The organism is Pelagibius sp., from assembly GCF_965227505.1.
Lineage (GTDB): Bacteria > Pseudomonadota > Alphaproteobacteria > Kiloniellales > Kiloniellaceae > Pelagibius.
In genome coordinates, this window is the sequence record NZ_OZ245757.1 from 3,543,506 (window position 1) to 3,560,670 (window position 17,165).

General features: G+C 66.7%; 17 protein-coding genes. 12 read left to right on the top strand and 5 right to left on the bottom strand.

What is annotated here, in order from left to right; translation table 11 throughout:
* Positions 1-17 precede the first annotated feature (17 nt).
* Positions 18-494 (bottom strand): tetratricopeptide repeat protein, encoded by a 477-nt coding sequence (locus tag ACO06P_RS16705; RefSeq protein WP_420346362.1) that lies wholly within the window; start codon positions 492-494, stop codon positions 18-20.
* Between the two features lie 147 nt (positions 495-641).
* On the bottom strand, positions 642-1,253 hold the full coding sequence (locus ACO06P_RS16710) for a glutathione peroxidase (RefSeq protein WP_420346363.1): 612 nt from the start codon (positions 1,251-1,253) through the stop codon (positions 642-644).
* A 159-nt stretch (positions 1,254-1,412) separates the two neighbouring features.
* Between ACO06P_RS16710 and ACO06P_RS16715 the strand changes: the two genes are divergently transcribed.
* A complete protein-coding gene (locus ACO06P_RS16715) occupies positions 1,413-2,153 on the top strand; it encodes a sulfite exporter TauE/SafE family protein (protein WP_420346364.1) in 741 nt (246 codons plus the stop codon).
* A 10-nt stretch (positions 2,154-2,163) separates the two neighbouring features.
* Here ACO06P_RS16715 and ACO06P_RS16720 read toward each other — a convergent pair whose 3' ends face one another.
* A complete protein-coding gene (locus tag ACO06P_RS16720) occupies positions 2,164-2,784 on the bottom strand; it encodes a regulatory protein RecX (RefSeq protein WP_420346365.1) in 621 nt (206 codons plus the stop codon).
* Between the two features lie 92 nt (positions 2,785-2,876).
* Between ACO06P_RS16720 and ACO06P_RS16725 the strand changes: the two genes are divergently transcribed.
* From ACO06P_RS16725 to ACO06P_RS16740, 4 genes are all read left to right on the top strand, one after another.
* Positions 2,877-3,692, top strand: a complete 816-nt coding sequence (locus tag ACO06P_RS16725; protein WP_420349653.1) for an ABC transporter permease — start codon at positions 2,877-2,879, stop codon at positions 3,690-3,692.
* 24 nt (positions 3,693-3,716) lie between these two features.
* Complete coding sequence (locus tag ACO06P_RS16730) at positions 3,717-4,556, top strand: ABC transporter permease (RefSeq protein ID WP_420346366.1); 840 nt, start codon at positions 3,717-3,719, stop codon at positions 4,554-4,556.
* A 31-nt stretch (positions 4,557-4,587) separates the two neighbouring features.
* On the top strand, positions 4,588-5,511 hold the full coding sequence (locus tag ACO06P_RS16735; protein WP_420346367.1) for a TraB/GumN family protein: 924 nt from the start codon (positions 4,588-4,590) through the stop codon (positions 5,509-5,511).
* A 126-nt stretch (positions 5,512-5,637) separates the two neighbouring features.
* Positions 5,638-6,582, top strand: a complete 945-nt coding sequence (locus ACO06P_RS16740) for a TraB/GumN family protein (RefSeq protein ID WP_420346368.1) — start codon at positions 5,638-5,640, stop codon at positions 6,580-6,582.
* Here ACO06P_RS16740 and ACO06P_RS16745 read toward each other — a convergent pair.
* Complete coding sequence (locus tag ACO06P_RS16745; RefSeq protein ID WP_420346369.1) at positions 6,579-7,058, bottom strand: GNAT family N-acetyltransferase; 480 nt, start codon at positions 7,056-7,058, stop codon at positions 6,579-6,581. The genes ACO06P_RS16740 and ACO06P_RS16745 overlap by 4 nt on opposite strands.
* A gap of 60 nt (positions 7,059-7,118) precedes the next feature.
* The gene (locus tag ACO06P_RS16750; RefSeq protein WP_420346370.1) at positions 7,119-8,027 is read right to left on the bottom strand and encodes a LysR substrate-binding domain-containing protein; all 909 of its coding nucleotides are present in this window, start codon (positions 8,025-8,027) and stop codon (positions 7,119-7,121) included.
* A gap of 162 nt (positions 8,028-8,189) precedes the next feature.
* Between ACO06P_RS16750 and ACO06P_RS16755 the strand changes: the two genes are divergently transcribed.
* The 7 genes from ACO06P_RS16755 (at position 8,190) to murI (ending at position 16,884) form a co-directional block, all read left to right on the top strand.
* Positions 8,190-9,653 (top strand): trimethylamine methyltransferase family protein, encoded by a 1,464-nt coding sequence (locus ACO06P_RS16755; RefSeq protein ID WP_421938134.1) that lies wholly within the window; start codon positions 8,190-8,192, stop codon positions 9,651-9,653.
* Positions 9,654-9,694: 41 nt separating this feature from the next.
* On the top strand, positions 9,695-12,109 hold the full coding sequence (locus tag ACO06P_RS16760) for a GcvT family protein (protein ID WP_420346371.1): 2,415 nt from the start codon (positions 9,695-9,697) through the stop codon (positions 12,107-12,109).
* Between the two features lie 206 nt (positions 12,110-12,315).
* Complete coding sequence (locus tag ACO06P_RS16765) at positions 12,316-13,494, top strand: aspartate aminotransferase family protein (protein ID WP_420346372.1); 1,179 nt, start codon at positions 12,316-12,318, stop codon at positions 13,492-13,494.
* A gap of 1 nt (position 13,495) precedes the next feature.
* Positions 13,496-14,434: an ornithine carbamoyltransferase gene (gene argF / locus ACO06P_RS16770; RefSeq protein ID WP_420346373.1), complete on the top strand. Its 939-nt coding sequence runs from the start codon at positions 13,496-13,498 to the stop codon at positions 14,432-14,434.
* On the top strand, positions 14,419-15,354 hold the full coding sequence (locus tag ACO06P_RS16775; RefSeq protein WP_420346374.1) for an Hsp33 family molecular chaperone HslO: 936 nt from the start codon (positions 14,419-14,421) through the stop codon (positions 15,352-15,354). The genes argF and ACO06P_RS16775 overlap by 16 nt, the downstream gene beginning before the upstream one ends.
* Before the next feature lie 63 nt (positions 15,355-15,417).
* A complete protein-coding gene (locus tag ACO06P_RS16780) occupies positions 15,418-16,008 on the top strand; it encodes a hypothetical protein (RefSeq protein ID WP_420346375.1) in 591 nt (196 codons plus the stop codon).
* Between the two features lie 15 nt (positions 16,009-16,023).
* Entirely contained in the window at positions 16,024-16,884 is an 861-nt protein-coding gene (gene murI / locus ACO06P_RS16785; RefSeq protein WP_420349655.1) for a glutamate racemase, read from the top strand.
* Positions 16,885-17,165: the final 281 nt, after the last annotated feature.

Here is a 17,165-nt window from a genome sequence, read left to right on the forward strand (position 1 = left end):
CGGCAGCGCAGGAGACGCTAACTGCCGGCCCTGGCCTTGTAAGCGGCGATGGCGTTCTTCAGTTCGGTGTATTCCTTGCAGCCGAAGAAGCAGGCACTGTCGAGCACGTCCAGCCGCTCCTCCGCTTTTGCCAGATCGTCCATCTTCAGATAGAGCTCGCCCAGGTACTCGTTGGCGCCGCGATGACGCGGCTCCAGCTTCAGCGCGGTCTCGTAGTGGCCGAGGGCGACATCGATGCTGCCGAGCTGGCGGTGGCTGTAGCCGAGAAGGTTGAAGGCGTCGGCATTCTCCTGGTCCTTGGCGACGATCCCCTCGAGCACAGGGATGGCGGCCTCGTACTTGCCATCCTCGACCAGCTGTTCGGCCTGAGCGTAAGCAGGGTCGGCCTTTGCCTTGTTGGCGGCCGACGACGCGCTGCTGTCGGCCAGGGCCGGCCCCGTAGCGACGATAAAGGCAAGAGCCGCGGGAAAGAAAAGTCGGGTCAGCGTCTGCATCTTGTCTCCAATCCTCCTCGCTGTATCCCGGCGGTCACCTTGGACAGCGACCGGCCCGGACAACTCATTACCACGGCGCGGAACCTACTATGATCGCCACCCCGACGACGACCAAGTCAAAAGCGGTTGATTGGCCTGTCGGCGGCGCTATCGGGCTGCGCTTTGTGGCTGTATGTCCGTTTGCTGATGAAGGCCGGACTGGCCGGGCGGTAGGACCCGCTCCACCGCCGAGAGGATCTCCGTTGAGACCGGGCGGATGCGCGACGGCCAGCCGGCGACCAGCGCGCCGTCGGATCCGATCAGAACCTTGTGAAAGTTCCAGCGCGGCGTTCCCTCCTGGCCCAGTTCCGCTGCAAACCAGCGGTAGAGCGGATGGGCCTCCGCGCCGATGACCTGCTGCTTCTCGGTCATCGGAAAGTCGATGCCGAACTGGACCTCGCAGAACTCTTTGATTTCCGCTTCGCTGCCGGGCTCCTGGCCGCCGAAATCGTTGGAGGGCACGCCCAGAACGACGAGGCCGCGGTCACGATAGCGATCCCAGAGGTCCTGCAGGTCTGCATACTGAGGTGTGAAACCGCAGCGCGAGGCGGTGTTCACCACCAGTACGGCCTTGCCGGCGTAGTCGGAGAGGGCCAGGGGCTGCCCCTCGATCGAGGTGAAGCGGAAATCATGGGCCGTGCGCGGTTCTGCGGCGGCGGCGCCTGTAAACGCCAGGCCGGCGGCGGCCAGGACGACCAGGGCGAGTCTGCGGAATGCCATGACCCGAGAGCCTCCTCGGCAGGTCTGTGGTGGTGTCGGTGGACAATCTCCTATGTAGCGCTTACGAAAGCGGGGGCAAGCCGGATGCCGTGGCGTCGGGCCTTGGCCGGACCGCAAGGCCTACCCCCTTCTGCGCCTTTTTCCCTTGGAGCCGCCCGCATGGAGCTGACCGCCGTTTTCGTGGCTGCCGCGCTGGTGTTGGCGGGCACCGTGAAGGGCGCGGTCGGCCTCGGCCTGCCGCCGATTGCCATGGGCTTCATGGTCATCGTCATGCCGCCGGTGGAGGCCGCTGCTCTGCTGGTCATCCCGGCCTTTTTCACCAACGCCTGGCAGATGCTGCGGGGGCCGCACCTGCGCCCTTTGCTGCGGCGCGTCTGGCCGCTGCTGCTTTGCGCTTTCGCGGGCACCCTGGTCGGGGCCGACTGGCTGACGGAGGAAAACGCGCGCGTCGGCACCATCATCCTGGGGTTCGTCCTTGCGGCTTACGCGGCCAGCGGGCTTGTCTCCATCCAGGTGGTGATCGGCCGATCTCAGCAAGGCTGGCTTGGCGCCCTGGCTGGCGGCCTGACCGGTCTGGTGACCGCCGCCACCGGCGTCTCTTCCATGCCGATGGTGCCCTACATGCAGGCCATCGGGCTGGAGAAGGACGCCCTGATCCAGGCCATGGGCCTTTCGTTCACGGTATCGAGCGTGGCGCTGGCCATCAATCTGGCCTCCGTCGAGGCTCTCACCTGGTCGCTGGGGCCCGCCGTCGTCGGGGCGCTGGCGGCGGTGACCCTGGGGCTGTGGCTCGGCCAGATCATCCGCCGGCGCTTGAACCCGGCCAGTTTCCGCATCTGGTTTCTGGTCACCCTGCTGGCGCTGGGCCTCTATCTCGCCCTGCGGTCCCTCTTCGCGTGAGGGCCCTTTTCTAACCGCTGTCCGCGTCCGCCGCCAGGGCCGCCGGATCGTCACAGTCGATGACGCGCCGGGCGGTCTCGTAGTCGAAGCCCTGGCGCCCCAGAGCGGCGAGATCGCGGTCGCGCCGTTCCGCCCGCGCCTCGCTGCGAAAGGGCCCGAGGCGGCGGCGCCGGGCGTAGGTCAGGGCGGCCGCCAGGTCCGTGCCGACCGCGTCTTCATCCGCTTCGGCCAGGGTGGTCTCGATAAGGTCCTGGGCGAGGCCCTTGGCGGCGAGGCGGGCCCGGACCATGGCCAGGGAGCAGCCCTTGGCGCGCAGGCTGCGCAGGCGTTCGCGTGCAAAGCGGGCGTCGTTGAGCACACCGGCGGCGGCGAGGCGCTGGATCAGACGGTCCACTGCGGCCGCGCCGGCGGATGCATCCGTGCCGTGCACGCGGGCCGACAGCGTGACCTTGCCCATCAACAGACGGCGCAGGTGGCCGGAGGCCGCGTCATAGCGGTCGAGATAGCGCAGCGCCGCCCGCTCCAGCGCCTCGGGACTGGCCTTTAGGGGCTGGCGCTTGCGCCTGCGGCGCTGCCCTCTCGCCGCGCCGTCAGCAGGCCCGCGCTCCGGCTTGCTGCCCGCTTCGCTCACGCCAGCGTCTCCGTGGCCCGAGGGAGCGCGCGCTCAGCGTGGCTTTCCGCGCCCTGCTTGCGCCGCTCGGCGCCTGGGACTATGCATCCATCATGAAACATCAAACCGTCTCGCTCGCCGCAGCCTCGGTGCGCCGCATGGGGCCGGTCAACTGGCGCGGCCTGTGGACCCTCTACATGAAGGAAGTGCGCCGCTTCCTCAACGTTTTTACCCAGACGCTGCTGGCGCCGATGGTCACGACCCTGCTGTTCCTGGCCATCTTCACCCTGGCGCTGGGTGGCGGCGGCCGCCAGGTGGGCGGCGTCGACTTCGCCGTGTTCCTGGCGCCGGGCCTGATCATGATGGCGATGGTTCAAAACGCCTTCGCCAACACCTCCTCCTCGCTGGTGATCGCCAAGGTGCAGGGCAACATCGTCGACATCCTGATGCCGCCGCTGTCTCCCGGAGAACTGACCCTCGGCATCGCCGCCGGCGGAGTGACCCGCGGAGTGATGGTGGGGCTGGCCGTCGGGCTCGGCATGTGGCTTTTCGTTCCGATCCCGATCCACGCGCCGCATTTTATTGTCTATCACGCCGTCATGGCCTCGCTGATGCTGGCGCTCCTGGGCATGATCGGCGGCATCTGGTCCGAGAAGTTCGATCACATCGCCGCGGTGACCAACTTCGTCATCACGCCATTCTCGTTCCTCTCCGGCACCTTCTATTCGATCGAGCGGCTGCCGCCGATCTGGCAGACGGTGGCCCACTTCAATCCGTTTTTCTACATGATCGACGGCTTCCGTTATGGCTTCATCGGCCACGCGGACGGATCGATCGTCATCGGCATGGTGGTCATGGCCCTGTTCAACGTCCTTCTCTGGACGGTGACTCACCGGATGTTCGCCACCGGATACCGCCTGAAGCCGTGAGGGAACGATGAGTGTGAGGGAGCGATGAGCCTGCGCCAGACAGTTCCCCCGCGCGGCATGCTGGCGTTCCGCAGCTGGCGGCCGCTGCATTTTCGCCGCTTCAACGCGCGGGGCTTCTGGACGCACTACTACTATCGCGGCGTCCTGCGCTTCTACCGCTTCGGCCTGGAGCTGCTGGTCGGACCGCTGGTCTCCAGCCTGCTGTTCATTCTCGTCTTCGCCGTGGCCCAGAACGAGCGCAGCACCATCGTGCCGGGCGTCGGCCTCATCGCCTTCATTGCGCCGGGCATCATTCTCTACGCCATCGCCCACACCGCCTTTCAGAATGCCGCTGCGATGCTGGTCTTCGAGAAGATGGAGGGCATGATCAGCGACGTGCAGATGGCACCGCTCAGCCCCCTGGAACTGGTTGCCGGTTATGCCCTCTCGTCGGCGACCTGCGGGCTTTCGGTGGGTGTACTGCTTGCCATCGCAGCGGCGATCTTTGTGGATTTTTCATACTTCGATGCAAGCTTGGTGATCGGTTTCGCCTGTGCCACGGCCCTTTTCTTCGGTCTCCTGGGGACCGTTGTGGGGCTCTGGGCCGAGCGCTGGGACCACTATTCCGCGGTGGAAGGCTTCGTCATAGCGCCTCTTGGTCTGCTGTCAGGGACCTTCTTCTCCGTCGAACGCCTGCCGGAGGCCTTTAGAGAGTGGATCTATTTCAACCCGGTCTTCTACGCCATCGACGGCTTCCGTGCCGGGCTCATCGGCTATGCGGAGTCCTCGCAGGCCCTGGGGATCGGCTTGCTGCTGGGGCTTTCCGCGTTGCTTGCGCTGCTTGGCTGGCGGCTTTTCGCCATCGGCTACAAGATCCGGCCCTGACGGGGCCGCCGACACTTCCGGAGGCCCTGTCATGAGACAACTGCCGCTCCTCTTCGCGGGCCGGGCGGCCCTGCAGCTTGTCGTCTTTGTCCTGCTGGCGGCCGCGATGGCAGTACCGGCGGCGGCCAGGGACGCAAAGTACGCCGAGGGCATCTTCTGGAAGGTGCAGCGCGACGGCGGGCCGGAGAGCTTTGTTCTAGGGGTGGTGCACTCCACCGATCCGCGCCTGCGCGAGCTTCCCGAACAGATCCGTCAGCCTTTTGTGAGTGCCCGCGACGTCGTCTTCGAGTTGCCGCAGGACCCTGAGGGTGCGGCGGCCTTCAGCAGCGCCATGATGCTGCAGGGCGACATCGGTCTTGAGCGCATTTTGGGTGATGCGCTTTTTGGAAGTGTGTCGCAAGCGGCCCTGCGCTACGGCCTGAATCCTCAGGCACTGCGGGGTCTGCAGCCCTGGGCTTTGGGAACCTTCCTCGCCTTTTCGCCGACAGAGTTCGCGCGTCTCAGGAGCGGCGCGCAGGTCTTTGATGACTGGCTGATGGATACTGCGCAACGCCGCGGGAAAGCAGTGCATGGGCTGGAGAGCTACCAGGAGCGCATTGCCTTCTTTGACAGTATGTCCCAAGCAGACCAGGTCGTTATGGTGACGGATCTGGTCGCCGACAACGCCAAGATAGAGGCCCAGCAGGCACGTGTTCTGAATGCCTATCTCAAGAGCGAACTCGGAAACGTTTTCACTCTGCTCACCGACATGTCCGGCGTGAACGATGAGCAAGCAGCGCGGAAGTTCCTGCAGCGGCTGATCTTCGATCGCAACGCGATCATGGCCACGCGGATGGAGCCTTTCCTCCGGCGTGGCAATACCTTCGTCGCCATCGGTGCATTGCATCTGCCCGGCGAGGCGGGCGTGCTCGACCTCCTGGAACGGCAGGGCTACCGCATCACCCGGGTTTATTGAGACGGAGTTCCCGGTTTGGGCTTGCCGGAATCTTAAGATTTCCAGGCCAGACTGGCGCGCAACCGGCGATTGACCCCCGCGCTGGGCAGGCCGGTCCTGGACGCAACGCCAACCCGGGATGCCGTCATGACAGCGCCGCGCACGCGCCTTTCTTTCCAGTCACCCCTGCGCCCGACCCTGGGCTTCGCCCTCTTTGCGGTCGTTCTGGTGCTGTGGTCCGGCATCGCCGCCGCGGTCGATGCGCATTCCGTGCGCCATGGCGAGGGCCGCCTGTGGCGCATCGAGCGCAGCGGCGCGCCGCCCAGCCACATCATGGGCACCATCCATATCGCCGATCCGCGGGTGCGCGACCTGCCGCGACCGATCCTGCGGGCCTTCAAATCCTCCAGGCGGGCTGCGTTCGAACTGCTGGTGGGGCCGGAGGAGCGCCAGGAGATCACCACCAGCAAGCGCCTGCCCGAGGGGCGCTCGCTGGCTGCCGTCCTGGGCCGCGAGACCTACGACAAGGCGGTAAAGCGGGCGGAGCGCTATGGCCTTTCCGAGGAGGCCGTCGAGCGCCTGCGGCCGTCTTCCCTGGCGTTCCTGTTCCAGATCACGCCGGAGGAGTTCCGGCGCCAGCTCGATGGCGATCTGGTCCTGGATGCCTGGCTTATCCAGTATGCCTACGATCTCGGGATGCAGGTGGTCGCCCTGGAACACATCGAAGAGCAGCTCTCTCTGCTCGCCGATACCTCCTTGGAGGAGGAAGCGGAAATGCTGCGCCAGGTCCTGGTGAAGCTGGAGGAGCGGCCGAACGGCCGCGGCGATCTCATCGACAGTTACCTCGCCGGGAACATGTCACCGGTCTATCAGCTCGTCGAGCGCATGGCGCAGGAAAACGAGGAACCGGGCGCCCGCGTCTTCAAGGAACAGTTCCTCGACGCCCGCAACCGTACCATGGTGAACCGCATGATCCCGTTGCTGAAACAGGGCCGCGCTTTCATCGCGGTCGGCGCCCTGCATATGCCCGGCGACCAGGGCATCCTCCATCTGCTTGAGCAGCAGGGCTACCGGGTGACGCGGGTCTACTAAGGGGCTTTTTCACCGGCTGCGGGACGAAACTGCCGCAGCGCCAGTTCCATATCCTGATGCGGGATGCCGGCGTCAAGGTAGGTCTCGCCCACCGGACGGAACCCAAACCTTTCGTAAAACTTCAGGGCATGGATCTGCGCACCGAGTCTGACCTGCGAAACCGTATCTTCGCCGCGCAGGCGGTCCAGGATGTATTCGATCATGCGCGCCCCCAGCCCCTGGCCGCGATGGGATGCAGAGACGCAGACCCGTTGGATCTTTGCGAGATCGCCCGAGGTCTTTACCCGGGCCGCCGCCACTGCACCGCCGTTGTCCACGGCGAGGACGTGACGGCAGATCGGATCGAGGCCGTCGATCTCTTCGTCTTCGCTGACGCCCTGCTCGCCCATGAAGACTTTGCGCCTGAGGTCCAGACAGAGGGCGATCTCCGCCTCGCTTTCGACGAACCTGATCTGCATTCGATGAACCTTTACCATGTTCTCCTTGGACCGCCGGGATAGCATGGAAAGGCCGGTGCAGTCTGCCCGGCTCACCACCTAGTCGGGTTGGGCGGTCTCGATGATCCAGTCGCGCACCGCCTCGGCCTGTGCGGGAAGTTCCGCCTCGCGCGACCAGATGAGGTGAAAGGCGGCCCCGGTCTGCCAGCACCAGGGGCCGACCTGGACCAGCAGATCCTGGCGCAGCAGGCCTGCGGTGACATGACGCCAGCCGAGGGCGATCCCCTCTCCGGCCATGGCGGCCTGCAGCACCAGGGCATAGTCGTTGAGGCGCAAGCCGCCGCCGCGGTCGCTGTACTCGCCGCTGAGGGCCGTGAACCACTCGCGCCAGCCCGGCCGCGGACGGAAGGGCTCCTCCAGATGGATCAGCTGCTGGGCCGCCAGATCGTCCAGGGTGGCGATCTCGGCCCGGGCGGCCGGCGATCGGGGACTGGCAACGGCGATCAGTTCCTCCTCGGCGATCTTTGCGGCGGCGTAGCCGCGCCAGTTGCCGTCGCCGCGGCGCACCCCCAGGGTCACGCCCTCCTGGGTCAGGTCCAGGTCCTTATCTGTGGTCTGCAGGCGCAGGTCGATGCCCGGGTGTTGATGGTGAAAGTCCGCCAGGCGCGGCACCATCCAGTAGTTGGCGAAGGCGGTGGAGACGGAGAGCGTGACATGGCTCTGCCGGCCCTGGCGCCGCAGCAGGCGTGCCGTTTCCAGGATCAGCCCGAGGCCGGCGGAGACGTCGGCAAACAGCATCTCTCCGGCCTGGGTCAGGCTGACAGACCGGTGGCCGCGGGCGAAGAGCCGCACGCCGAGGGCCTGCTCGAGCTGGCGCACCGCCAGACTGACCGCCGGCTGGGAAACGTTCAGCTCTTCGGCCGCCCGCGTGAAGGAGCGGTGCCGCGCCGCCACCTCGAAGACTCTGAGGTGATGCAGGGAATGCACCAGGTCCTGAACTTCGTCCATAAGTATAGTTTATGGAATGGCTCAGCTTTTTTGAAGGTCACAGCGCCGGAAACTTCGCCTATTTGAGATTGTTCGTCTCAAGAGAGGCATAAATCCATGGCTATGCCCGCACGCACACGCCGATCCCGGGGAGGGATGCGGGCCGGAGGATCCCACAAAGGGGTGGTTCCGGCTTATGTGACCCGCCAGGTTCCCTATCTCGAGTATCTCGGAGAAGAGGGCCTGCAGCGGCTCGAGGCCCAGGCCGACTGGCTGATCCAGGATGTCGGTCTGGAGTTCCGTGACGACCCCGAGGCGCTGGAGGACTGGCGCCGCGCCGGCGCCGAAGTGACCGGAACGCGGGTCCGGGCGCCGGCCGATCTGATCCGTGCGCTCTGCCGGACGGCGCCCTCCGAATTCACCCAGCTGGCCCGCAATCCGGCGCGCTCGGTGCGGATCGGCGGCCCCCACCAGGTCTTCGCCGCGGTCTATGGACCGCCCTTCGTGCGCGATCTCGAAGGCGGCCGCCGCTACGGCTCCATGGCCGACTTCGAGAAGCTGGTGAAGCTCACCTATCTGCTGCCGGAGCTGCACCACGGCGGTTTCGTCGTCTGCGAGCCCTGCGACGTGCCGGTTTCGAAACGGCACCTGGACATGCTCTACGCCCATATGCGCTGGAGCGACAAGCCGCACCTCGGCGCCATCACGGAAAAGAGCCGGGCGGAGGACTGCGTTGCCATGGCGCGCCTGCTGCACGGTGATCGGACCTTCGACCAGAACTGCGTGATCCTGGGCAACGTCAACACCAACTCGCCCCTGCTGGTGGACAAGGTGGTAACCGAGTCGATCCGTGTCTACTGCGGCGCCGGCCAGGGGATCATCGTCTCCCCGTTCATCCTCGCCGGGGCCATGGGGCCGGTCTCCACCGCCGCCTCGGTCGCCCAGGCCCTGGCGGAGGCGATGATGTGCTGCGCCTACAGCCAGATCGTGCGCCCCGGCGCGCCCTTCATCTTCGGCAACTTCCTCTCCTCCATGAGCCTGAAGTCCGGGGCGCCCACCTTCGGCATGCCGGAGCCGGTGATCTCCCACTACGTCATCGGCCAGCTTGCCCGCCGTCTCGGCCTGCCGCTGCGCTGCGGCGGCTCGCTGACCGCCTCGAAAGTCGCCGATGCCCAGGCTGCCTACGAAAGTGCGGATTCCATGCACTCGACGGCGCTGGCCGGCGCCAACTTCGTGCTGCAGTCCGCCGGCTGGCTGGAAGGCGGGCTCTGCACCGGCTACGAGAAGCTGGTGATGGATGCCGACCGCCTCGGCGCCTATCGCCTGCTGCTTTCCGGCATGGCCGCAGACGACGAGGCGCTGGCGCGTGACGCCTACGAGGAGGTCGGACCGGCCGGGCATTTTCTCGGCTGCGCCCATACCCTGCGCAACTACCAGACGGCCTTTTACGAGCCGGCGCTGTCGGACAGCGAGAACGTGGAAAGCTGGGAGGAACGGGGCAGCCAGGACATGCAGCGCCGCGCCTTTGCGCGCTGGAACGCGCTGTTGAAGGATTATGAAGCGCCGCCCATCGATCCTGCGGTCGACGAGGCCCTGCAGGACTACGTGGCGCGGCGCAAGCGCGAGCTGCCGGACGCCTGGTACTGAGAGTTTCGGCGCGGCGCGAGGAACGAGAAGGAGGGGAGACCTTGGAGAGTCATGCAAAGGTGGTGATCATCGGCGGCGGCGTGGTCGGCTGTTCGATCCTGTTTCACCTCGCCAAGTTCGGCTGGAAGGATGTGGTCCTGCTGGAACGCCAGGAACTCACCTCCGGCTCCTCCTGGCATGCGGCCGGGCAGATCCACACCATCTCCTCCGATCCCAACATCTCGCGGCTGCAGGGCTACACCATCAATCTCTACAAGGAGATCGAGGAGCTTTCCGGCCAGTCCATCGGCCTGCACGCCACCGGCGGTTTCTACCTCGCCTCCAACGAGACCTGGCACGACTATCTGAAGCGCGAGCGTTCAAAGGCGCGCACCATGGGCCTCGACCAGGAATTCATTTCGGTGGAGGAGGCGGCGCGCCGCCATCCGCTGATCGACCCGTCGCGCTACATCGCGGCGCTCTGGGATCCGCTGGATGGTGACATCGATCCCTCCGGCGTCACCTATGCCTATGCCAAGGCGGCCAAGGTGCACGGCGCGAAGGTCTACACCCACACCCCGGTCATCGAGACCAAGCAGCGCCCCGACGGCAGCTGGGACGTGGTGACGCCCAAAGGCACCATCAACGCCGAGAGGGTGGTGAATGCCGGCGGTCTCTGGGCGCGGGAGGTCGGGCGGCTCGCCGGCCTCGACTTGCCGGTCCAGCCGATGGAGCACCACTACCTCATCACCGAGGAGATCCCGGCCATTGCCGAGCGCGGCGCGGAACGCCTGCCCGCCGGCATCGACTATGAAGGCAACATGTACTTCCGCCAGGAGGGCAAGGGCATGCTGCTGGGCACCTACGAACCGCGGGCCACCGCCTGGTCGGTGGCGGGCACCCCGCTGGACTTCGGCCACGAGCTGCTGGAGCCGAAGCTCGACAACATCGCCGAGCGGCTGGAGCTGGGCTTCGAGCGCATTCCGGCGCTGCAGGAAGCCGGCATCAAGAACATCATCAACGGGCCCTTCACCTTCGGGCCCGACGGAAACCCGCTGATCGGCCCGGTGCCGGGCCTCAAAAACTACTGGGTCGCCGTCGGCGTCATGGCGGGCTTCTGCCAGGGCGGCGGGGTCGGGCTCTGCATGGCCGAATGGATGATCGACGGCGAACCCTCCATCGACGTCTGGGCCATGGACGTGGCCCGCTTCGGCGCCTTCGCCAGCCCGGACTGGGGCACGGTGAAGTCGGCGGAGAACTACGAGCGCCGCTTCGTCATGACCTTTCCCAACGAAACCCTGCCGAAGGGCCGCCGGCAGAAGACCACCGCGCTCTACGACCGGCTGGTTGCCAAGGGGGCGGTGATGGACCAGAGCTTCGGCCTGGAGCACGCCCTCTGGTTCGCCGACGGGCCGGGCGACGCGCACGAAGAACCGACCTTCCGCCGCTCGCGCGCCCATAGCTACGTGGCCCGCGAGGTGAAGGCGGTGCGCGAGGCCGTGGGCTGCATCGAGATCGCCAACTTCGCCAAGCACCGCTTCCGCGGGCCTGCCGCGCGGCGGTTCCTGGACCGCCTGCTCGCCGGGCGTCTGCCGAAGCCGGGTCGGCTTTCCCTGACCCCCATGCTGACCCCGAAGGGCAAGCTCTACGGCGACCTCACCGTCGCCTGCCTGGATGACGACCATTTCTTGCTCTTTGGTTCCGGCGCCATGCAGGAGGCGCACCGCCGCTGGTTCGAAGCGCAGCTGCCGGAAGAGGGCGTCGGCTACGAGAACCTCTCCGACAGCCTGCACGGCCTTGCCCTTTCGGGCCCGCGCTCGCGCGAGCTTCTCGCCCGGATCTGCCGCGACGATGTTTCAGCGCAGGCGCTGAGCTTCCGCGACATCCGCCGGACCTTCGTGGCCGGGGTGCCGGCGGTCCTGGCGCGGATCTCCTTCTCCGGCGAACTGGGCTACGAGATCTATGTGGCCCCGCCCTATCTGCTGCGCATGGCCGAGGCGGTGGAGGAGGCCGGCAGCGACCTGGGGCTGCGCTGGTACGGGGCCCGGGCGCTCATGAGCCTGCGGCTGGAAAAGGGCTGGGGCGCCTGGACGTTGGACTACCGGCCCGACTTCACCGCGGCGGAAAGCGGGTTGGACGCCTTCATCCAGTGGGACAAGGACTTTATCGGCAAGGCCGCGGCGGTGGCGGAGCGTGGCAACGGCCCGGCCCGCAGGCTGGTGACCCTGACCATCGAAACCGACGATATCGACGTCTGCAACGACGAGGCGATCCTGCATGCCGGGGAGGCCTTGGGCTATGTCTCTTCCGGCGGTTATGCCCATCACGTCGGGCGCTCCATGGCGCTGGGCTACGTGCCGACCGAGCTGGCGGCGGACGGGCAGGCCTTGGAGGTGGAGATCAACGGCAGGCTCTATCCCGCCGCGATCCAGGGCCAGCCCCTCTACGACCCCGCCGGCGCGCGCATGCGCGCCTGAGCGCAGCGGTCGGGCGATCTGGGGTCCGGTTGACAGGGCGCGGCGTTCCGCCAATAGTGTCGGCCCTTTGCGGCTCCGTTCAAAGCCCGATCGGCTTTGAAAAGGCTTGTATTTCAGCCCGAAGCTAAGTGAATTTGAGGAGTTGTCCCGTCCGGGCCGTTCCCGGCGACCCGGTACTTTTGGTCCTGAATATAGGAGTTTGGTCCGTGAGCGACGCCTTGATGCCGACCTATGCGCGCGCCGACCTCGCTTTTGAGCGCGGCGAAGGCCCCTATCTCTACACGGCGGACGGGCGACGATTCCTGGACTTTGCCGCCGGCATCGCGGTCAACGCCCTGGGCCACAGCCACCCCCACCTGGTCGCCGCCCTGCAGGAGCAGGCCGGCAAGCTGTGGCATGTCTCCAACCTCTATACCATTCCGGAGGGGCAGCGCCTGGCCGGGCGCCTGGCGGCCAACAGCTTTGCCGACCGCGTGTTCTTCTCCAACTCCGGTGCCGAGGCCATCGAGGGTGCCCTGAAAGTCGCCCGCCGCTATCACTATGCCGCCGGGCACCCGGAGAAGACCCGGGTCATCTCCTGCTCCGGCGCTTTCCACGGGCGCACGCTGACCGCGCTCTCGGCCGCCGCCAATCCGAAGTATCTGGATGGCTTCGGCCCGGCCTCCGAAGGCTTCGACAACGTGCCCTTCGGCAACATGAACGAGCTGCGCAACGCCATCACCGAGGAGACCGCCGCCATCCTGGTGGAGCCGATCCAGGGCGAGGGCGGCATCCGTGCCGCCGATCTGGAATATCTCCGGGCGCTCAGGGCGGTCTGCGACGAATACGGCTTGCTGCTGATCCTGGACGAGATCCAGTGCGGCATGGGCCGCAGCGGCAAGCTCTTCGCCCACCAGTGGGCGGGGATCGAACCGGACGTCATGGCCCTGGCCAAGGGCCTGGGCAGCGGCTTCCCGGTCGGCGCCATCCTGGCGACAGAAAAGGCAGCGGCGGCCATGCAGCCCGGCACCCACGGCAGCACCTTCGGCGGCAACCCGCTGGCCATGGCGGTCGCCAACGCGGTGCTCGACGTGATGCTGGGCGAAGGCTTCCTGGAGCAGGTCGAAGCGACCGGCCGGCTCTTGCGGGAGCGGCTCACCGAGCTCGCGGCGCGCCATCCGAAGGTGTTGAAGGGCGTGCGCGGCGCCGGCCTGATGCTGGGACTGGAGTGCGTCGTGCCCAACACCGAACTGATCGCCAAGTTGCGCGACGAGGGCCTGCTGACGGTGGGGGCGGCGGAGAACGTCATCCGCCTGCTGCCGCCGCTGATCATCGAGGAGCGCCACGTCGACGAGGCGGTCCAGGCGATCGAGCGGGCCTGCGCCACCTGGGCGAAGGCGGCCTGACATGACAGCACAGCCCAAGGCGCCGGCCAACAATCGGCCCAAGCATTTCCTCGACCTCGATCGCCTGGAGACAGCGGAACTGCGCGCCATGCTCGACGACGCCGCGCGCATGAAGCGCGGCGAGGCGGCCAACGGCGAAGCCAAGCCGCTGGCCGGCAAGACGCTGGCCATGATTTTCGAGAAGCCCTCGACCCGCACGCGAGTCTCCTTCGAGGTGGCGGCGCACCAGCTCGGCGGCCAGGCCGTGGTGCTGGAGCCCAGCGGGACCCAGTTGGGCCGTGGCGAGACCGCCGGCGACACGGCGCGGGTGCTGTCGCGCTATGTCGATGCCATCATGATCCGCACCACCAAGGAGGAGATCCTCCTGGAGGTCGCGGAGCATGCCACGGTGCCGGTGATCAACGGCCTGACCGATATCACCCATCCCTGCCAGCTCATGGCCGACGTGATGACCTTCGAGGAACACCTCGGCCGCATCGACGGCAAGGTGGTGGCCTGGTGCGGCGACGGCAACAACATGGCGGCCTCCTGGATCCATGCCGCCGTGCGCTTCAAGTTCGAGCTGCGGCTGGCCTGTCCGGAGCCGCTGCGGCCGCCGCAGGACGTGTTGGACTGGGCGGCTTCAGAGGGCGGCAAGATCGTCGTCTCCTCCGATGTCGACGCGATGGTGGGCGGCGCCGATGCGGTGGTGACCGACACCTGGGTTTCCATGGGCGATGACGACGGCGAAAGCCGCCACAATCTGCTGCGGTCCTATCAGGTGGATGAAAGGGTCATGGCGCTGGCGAAGCCCAATGCCATCTTCATGCATTGCCTGCCCGCCCACCGCGGCAACGAGGTAACCGCCGAAGTGATCGACGGCCCGCAGTCGGTGGTCTGGGATGAAGCGGAAAACCGCCTCCATGCGCAGAAAGGTATTCTCGCGTGGTGTCTGACCTGATGCCCGACGGCGACAGTCCGGACGCCCGCATCGAAGCCGACCATGTCCAGCCCTTCCTGCTCGAATCCTCCGACATCCGGGGGCGGCTGTTGCGGCTGGAGCAGGTCAGCAGCGAGATCCTGCGGCGCCACGACTATCCGGAGCCGGTGGCCCGCCTGCTGGCGGAGATGCTGGCGCTCTGCGGCGGTCTTGCCGCGATGCTGAAGTACGAGGGTGTCTTCACCCTGCAGGCCAGCGGCGATGGCGCCGTCCGGCTCATGGTGGTCGACGTCACCGCCGAGGGCGCCATGCGCGGCTATGCCAGCTTCGACAAGGAGAAGCTCGAGCAGGTCGTCGCGGAGCTGGGGTCCGAGCCGACGGTCCCGGCGCTCTTTGGCAAGGGATCGCTTGCGTTCACCGTCGACCAGGGTGTCCACAGCGAGCGCTACCAGGGCATCGTCGTGCTTGACGGCGATACCCTGGCGGACTGCCTGCAGCACTACTTCATGCAGTCCGAACAACTGCAGAGCGGGATCGTCCTGGCCGCCGACCGGCGCGGCGGCGCCTGGGTTTCCGCCGCCCTGGTGCTGCAACGCCTGCCGGAAGAGCATATTCACAACATCGACGACGCGGACGACTGGCGCCGCGCGATGGTGCTGCAGGCCAGCGTCAGGCCGGAGGAACTGCTGGACGACCGCCTGCCGCTCAACGATCTGCTGTACCGGCTGTTCCACGAGGAAGGCGTGCGGGTCTTCGAGCCGCGCCCCCTCTCCGAGGCCTGCCGCTGTTCCGGCGAGCGCTTGGAAACGGTTCTGGCGGCGATGCCAAGACCGGAGATTGAAGATCTCAAGGTCAATGGCGCGGTTGAAGTGACCTGTGAGTTCTGCACCAGGGTCTACCGCTTTGACGAAGACGATCTGGAGCGTATCTACGCGCCTTGATCCTGCCCAATTCTCCGCTTATGCCTGGGCGTCCCCAGTCTTGACCATCCAGGGATTGCCGGCATGTCTGCCTTACTGAGGCCTTTCTTTGTCATCTTTGCCCTTGGCGGCTTTCTTGCGGCCTGCGCCATCGACGACCCGCAGAACCAGTTCGCCGACCTCACCTACAGCCACCTCGGCGAGATCCGTCTGGACGTCGGCGATGTGCGCATCGAGCAGGCCTACATTATGCCTGGCAAGGACCCCAACGTAGAGCACCGCTTTCCGGTCCGCCCGCACGATGCCGCGACGCGCTGGGCGCAGGACCGGCTGGAAGCCGACGGCGACCGCCTGGTGTTCCGCTACATCGTGCGCGAGGCCTCGGTGACCGAGACGGCACTGGCCACGGAGAGCGGGGTCAGGGGCCTGCTGACAACCGACCAGTCGGAGCGCTATGAGGCGCGCATCGTCGTCGACATGCAGATCCTCGACGGCCGTCAGGTCCAGGCGACGGCCAACGCCGAGGCGCGGCGCTCCATCACCGTGCCGGAGGACATCAGCCTTAAGGAACGCGAGCAGGTCTGGTACAAGCTGACGGAAGAGACCATGCAGGATCTCAATACCCAGCTTGAAGAGACCGTTCGCAGTGCCTTCTTCCCCTACATCATTCTCTAACCCGTCGTGTCGGCGATGATCGGGGTCTTCGATTCCGGTCACGGCGGGCTGACGGTTCTGCGCCGGCTCATCGAGCGCCTGCCGCAGGAATACTTCGTCTACTTCGGCGACCACGCGCATGCGCCCTATGGGCGCCGCGATCCGGAGGAGATCTACGGTCTGACCCTGAAGGCGGTGGAGCGGCTTTTCCAGCATGGCTGCCGCCTGGTCCTCTTGGCCTGCAACACGGCCTCCGCCGTCGCCCTGCGCCGCATGCAGCAGGACTGGCTGCCGCAGAACGCCCCCAATCACCGCGTGCTGGGCGTCTTCGTTCCCATGGTGGAGGCGCTGACGGCGACCTCCTGGCGGGATGGACTGCCATTGCCGGGCAGGGTCGCCGAGGGCGGCCTGGTTGCCGTCTTCGCCACCCAGCGCACCGTGCTGTCCGGGGCCTATCCGCTGGAGATCTCTCTGCGCGCGCCGCAGCTGCGCGTCGTCGCCCAGGCCTGCCCGCAGCTTGTCGCGGCGATCGAGGCGCAGGAGCCGCAGACGCGGCTGAAGTCCATGGTTACGGGCTACGTTGCCGAGATGTTGGAGAAGACCGGCGGTGCGGCCCCGGGCGCCGCCGTGCTGGGCTGCACCCACTACCCTCTGGTGGCCGAGCACTTTGCCGAGGCGCTGCCGGAGACGACACGCCTCATGGACCAGCCCGGCATCGTCGCCGCCAGCCTGGCGGACTATCTGGATCGCCATCCCCGCTTCGCTGCGACGCCCGGCAGCCTGAGCGGCGCCCGCTTCCTGACATCAGGCGACCCCGAGAGGGTCTCGGCCTTCGCCAGCCGCTTCTTCGGTGCGGAGCTTGCCTTCCACTCGGCCAAGGAACTCGACAGGATCTAAGCGGCTCTTCGTGGCGGCAAGCGCCCGCCGTCACCACGGACCTGTTCCGGCGGCATGCCCGTGCCGGATCTGCTTTGCTCCGCGATTCGGAAACAGACGCCCAGGCCACACGCGGCTTTGCAGGGAGAGGGAGTCACCCCCCTCCCGACCTCCCCCCATCAAAGGGGGGCGGGGACTTTGTAGGCAGGCTCAAAGAGACCCCCTCCCCCTTGATGGGGGAGGGTTGGGGTGGGGGTGAGCCCCTGCGCACGTTGTTCGCTTGAAGCCAGTCAGCTTTGGCG

Bases quoted from the DNA above. Each gene is read 5' to 3' on its own strand.
- ACO06P_RS16705 (WP_420346362.1), bottom strand. From the start codon at position 494: ATGCAGACGCTGACCCGACTTTTCTTTCCCGCGGCTCTTGCCTTTATC.
- ACO06P_RS16710 (WP_420346363.1), bottom strand. From the start codon at position 1,253: ATGGCATTCCGCAGACTCGCCCTGGTCGTCCTGGCCGCCGCCGGCCTG.
- ACO06P_RS16715 (WP_420346364.1), top strand. From the start codon at position 1,413: ATGGAGCTGACCGCCGTTTTCGTGGCTGCCGCGCTGGTGTTGGCGGGC.
- ACO06P_RS16725 (WP_420349653.1), top strand. From the start codon at position 2,877: ATGAAACATCAAACCGTCTCGCTCGCCGCAGCCTCGGTGCGCCGCATG.
- ACO06P_RS16730 (WP_420346366.1), top strand. From the start codon at position 3,717: ATGAGCCTGCGCCAGACAGTTCCCCCGCGCGGCATGCTGGCGTTCCGC.
- ACO06P_RS16735 (WP_420346367.1), top strand. From the start codon at position 4,588: ATGAGACAACTGCCGCTCCTCTTCGCGGGCCGGGCGGCCCTGCAGCTT.
- ACO06P_RS16740 (WP_420346368.1), top strand. From the start codon at position 5,638: ATGACAGCGCCGCGCACGCGCCTTTCTTTCCAGTCACCCCTGCGCCCG.
- ACO06P_RS16745 (WP_420346369.1), bottom strand. From the start codon at position 7,058: ATGGTAAAGGTTCATCGAATGCAGATCAGGTTCGTCGAAAGCGAGGCG.
- ACO06P_RS16750 (WP_420346370.1), bottom strand. From the start codon at position 8,027: ATGGACGAAGTTCAGGACCTGGTGCATTCCCTGCATCACCTCAGAGTC.
- argF (WP_420346373.1), top strand. From the start codon at position 13,496: ATGACAGCACAGCCCAAGGCGCCGGCCAACAATCGGCCCAAGCATTTC.
- ACO06P_RS16780 (WP_420346375.1), top strand. From the start codon at position 15,418: ATGTCTGCCTTACTGAGGCCTTTCTTTGTCATCTTTGCCCTTGGCGGC.
- murI (WP_420349655.1), top strand. From the start codon at position 16,024: ATGATCGGGGTCTTCGATTCCGGTCACGGCGGGCTGACGGTTCTGCGC.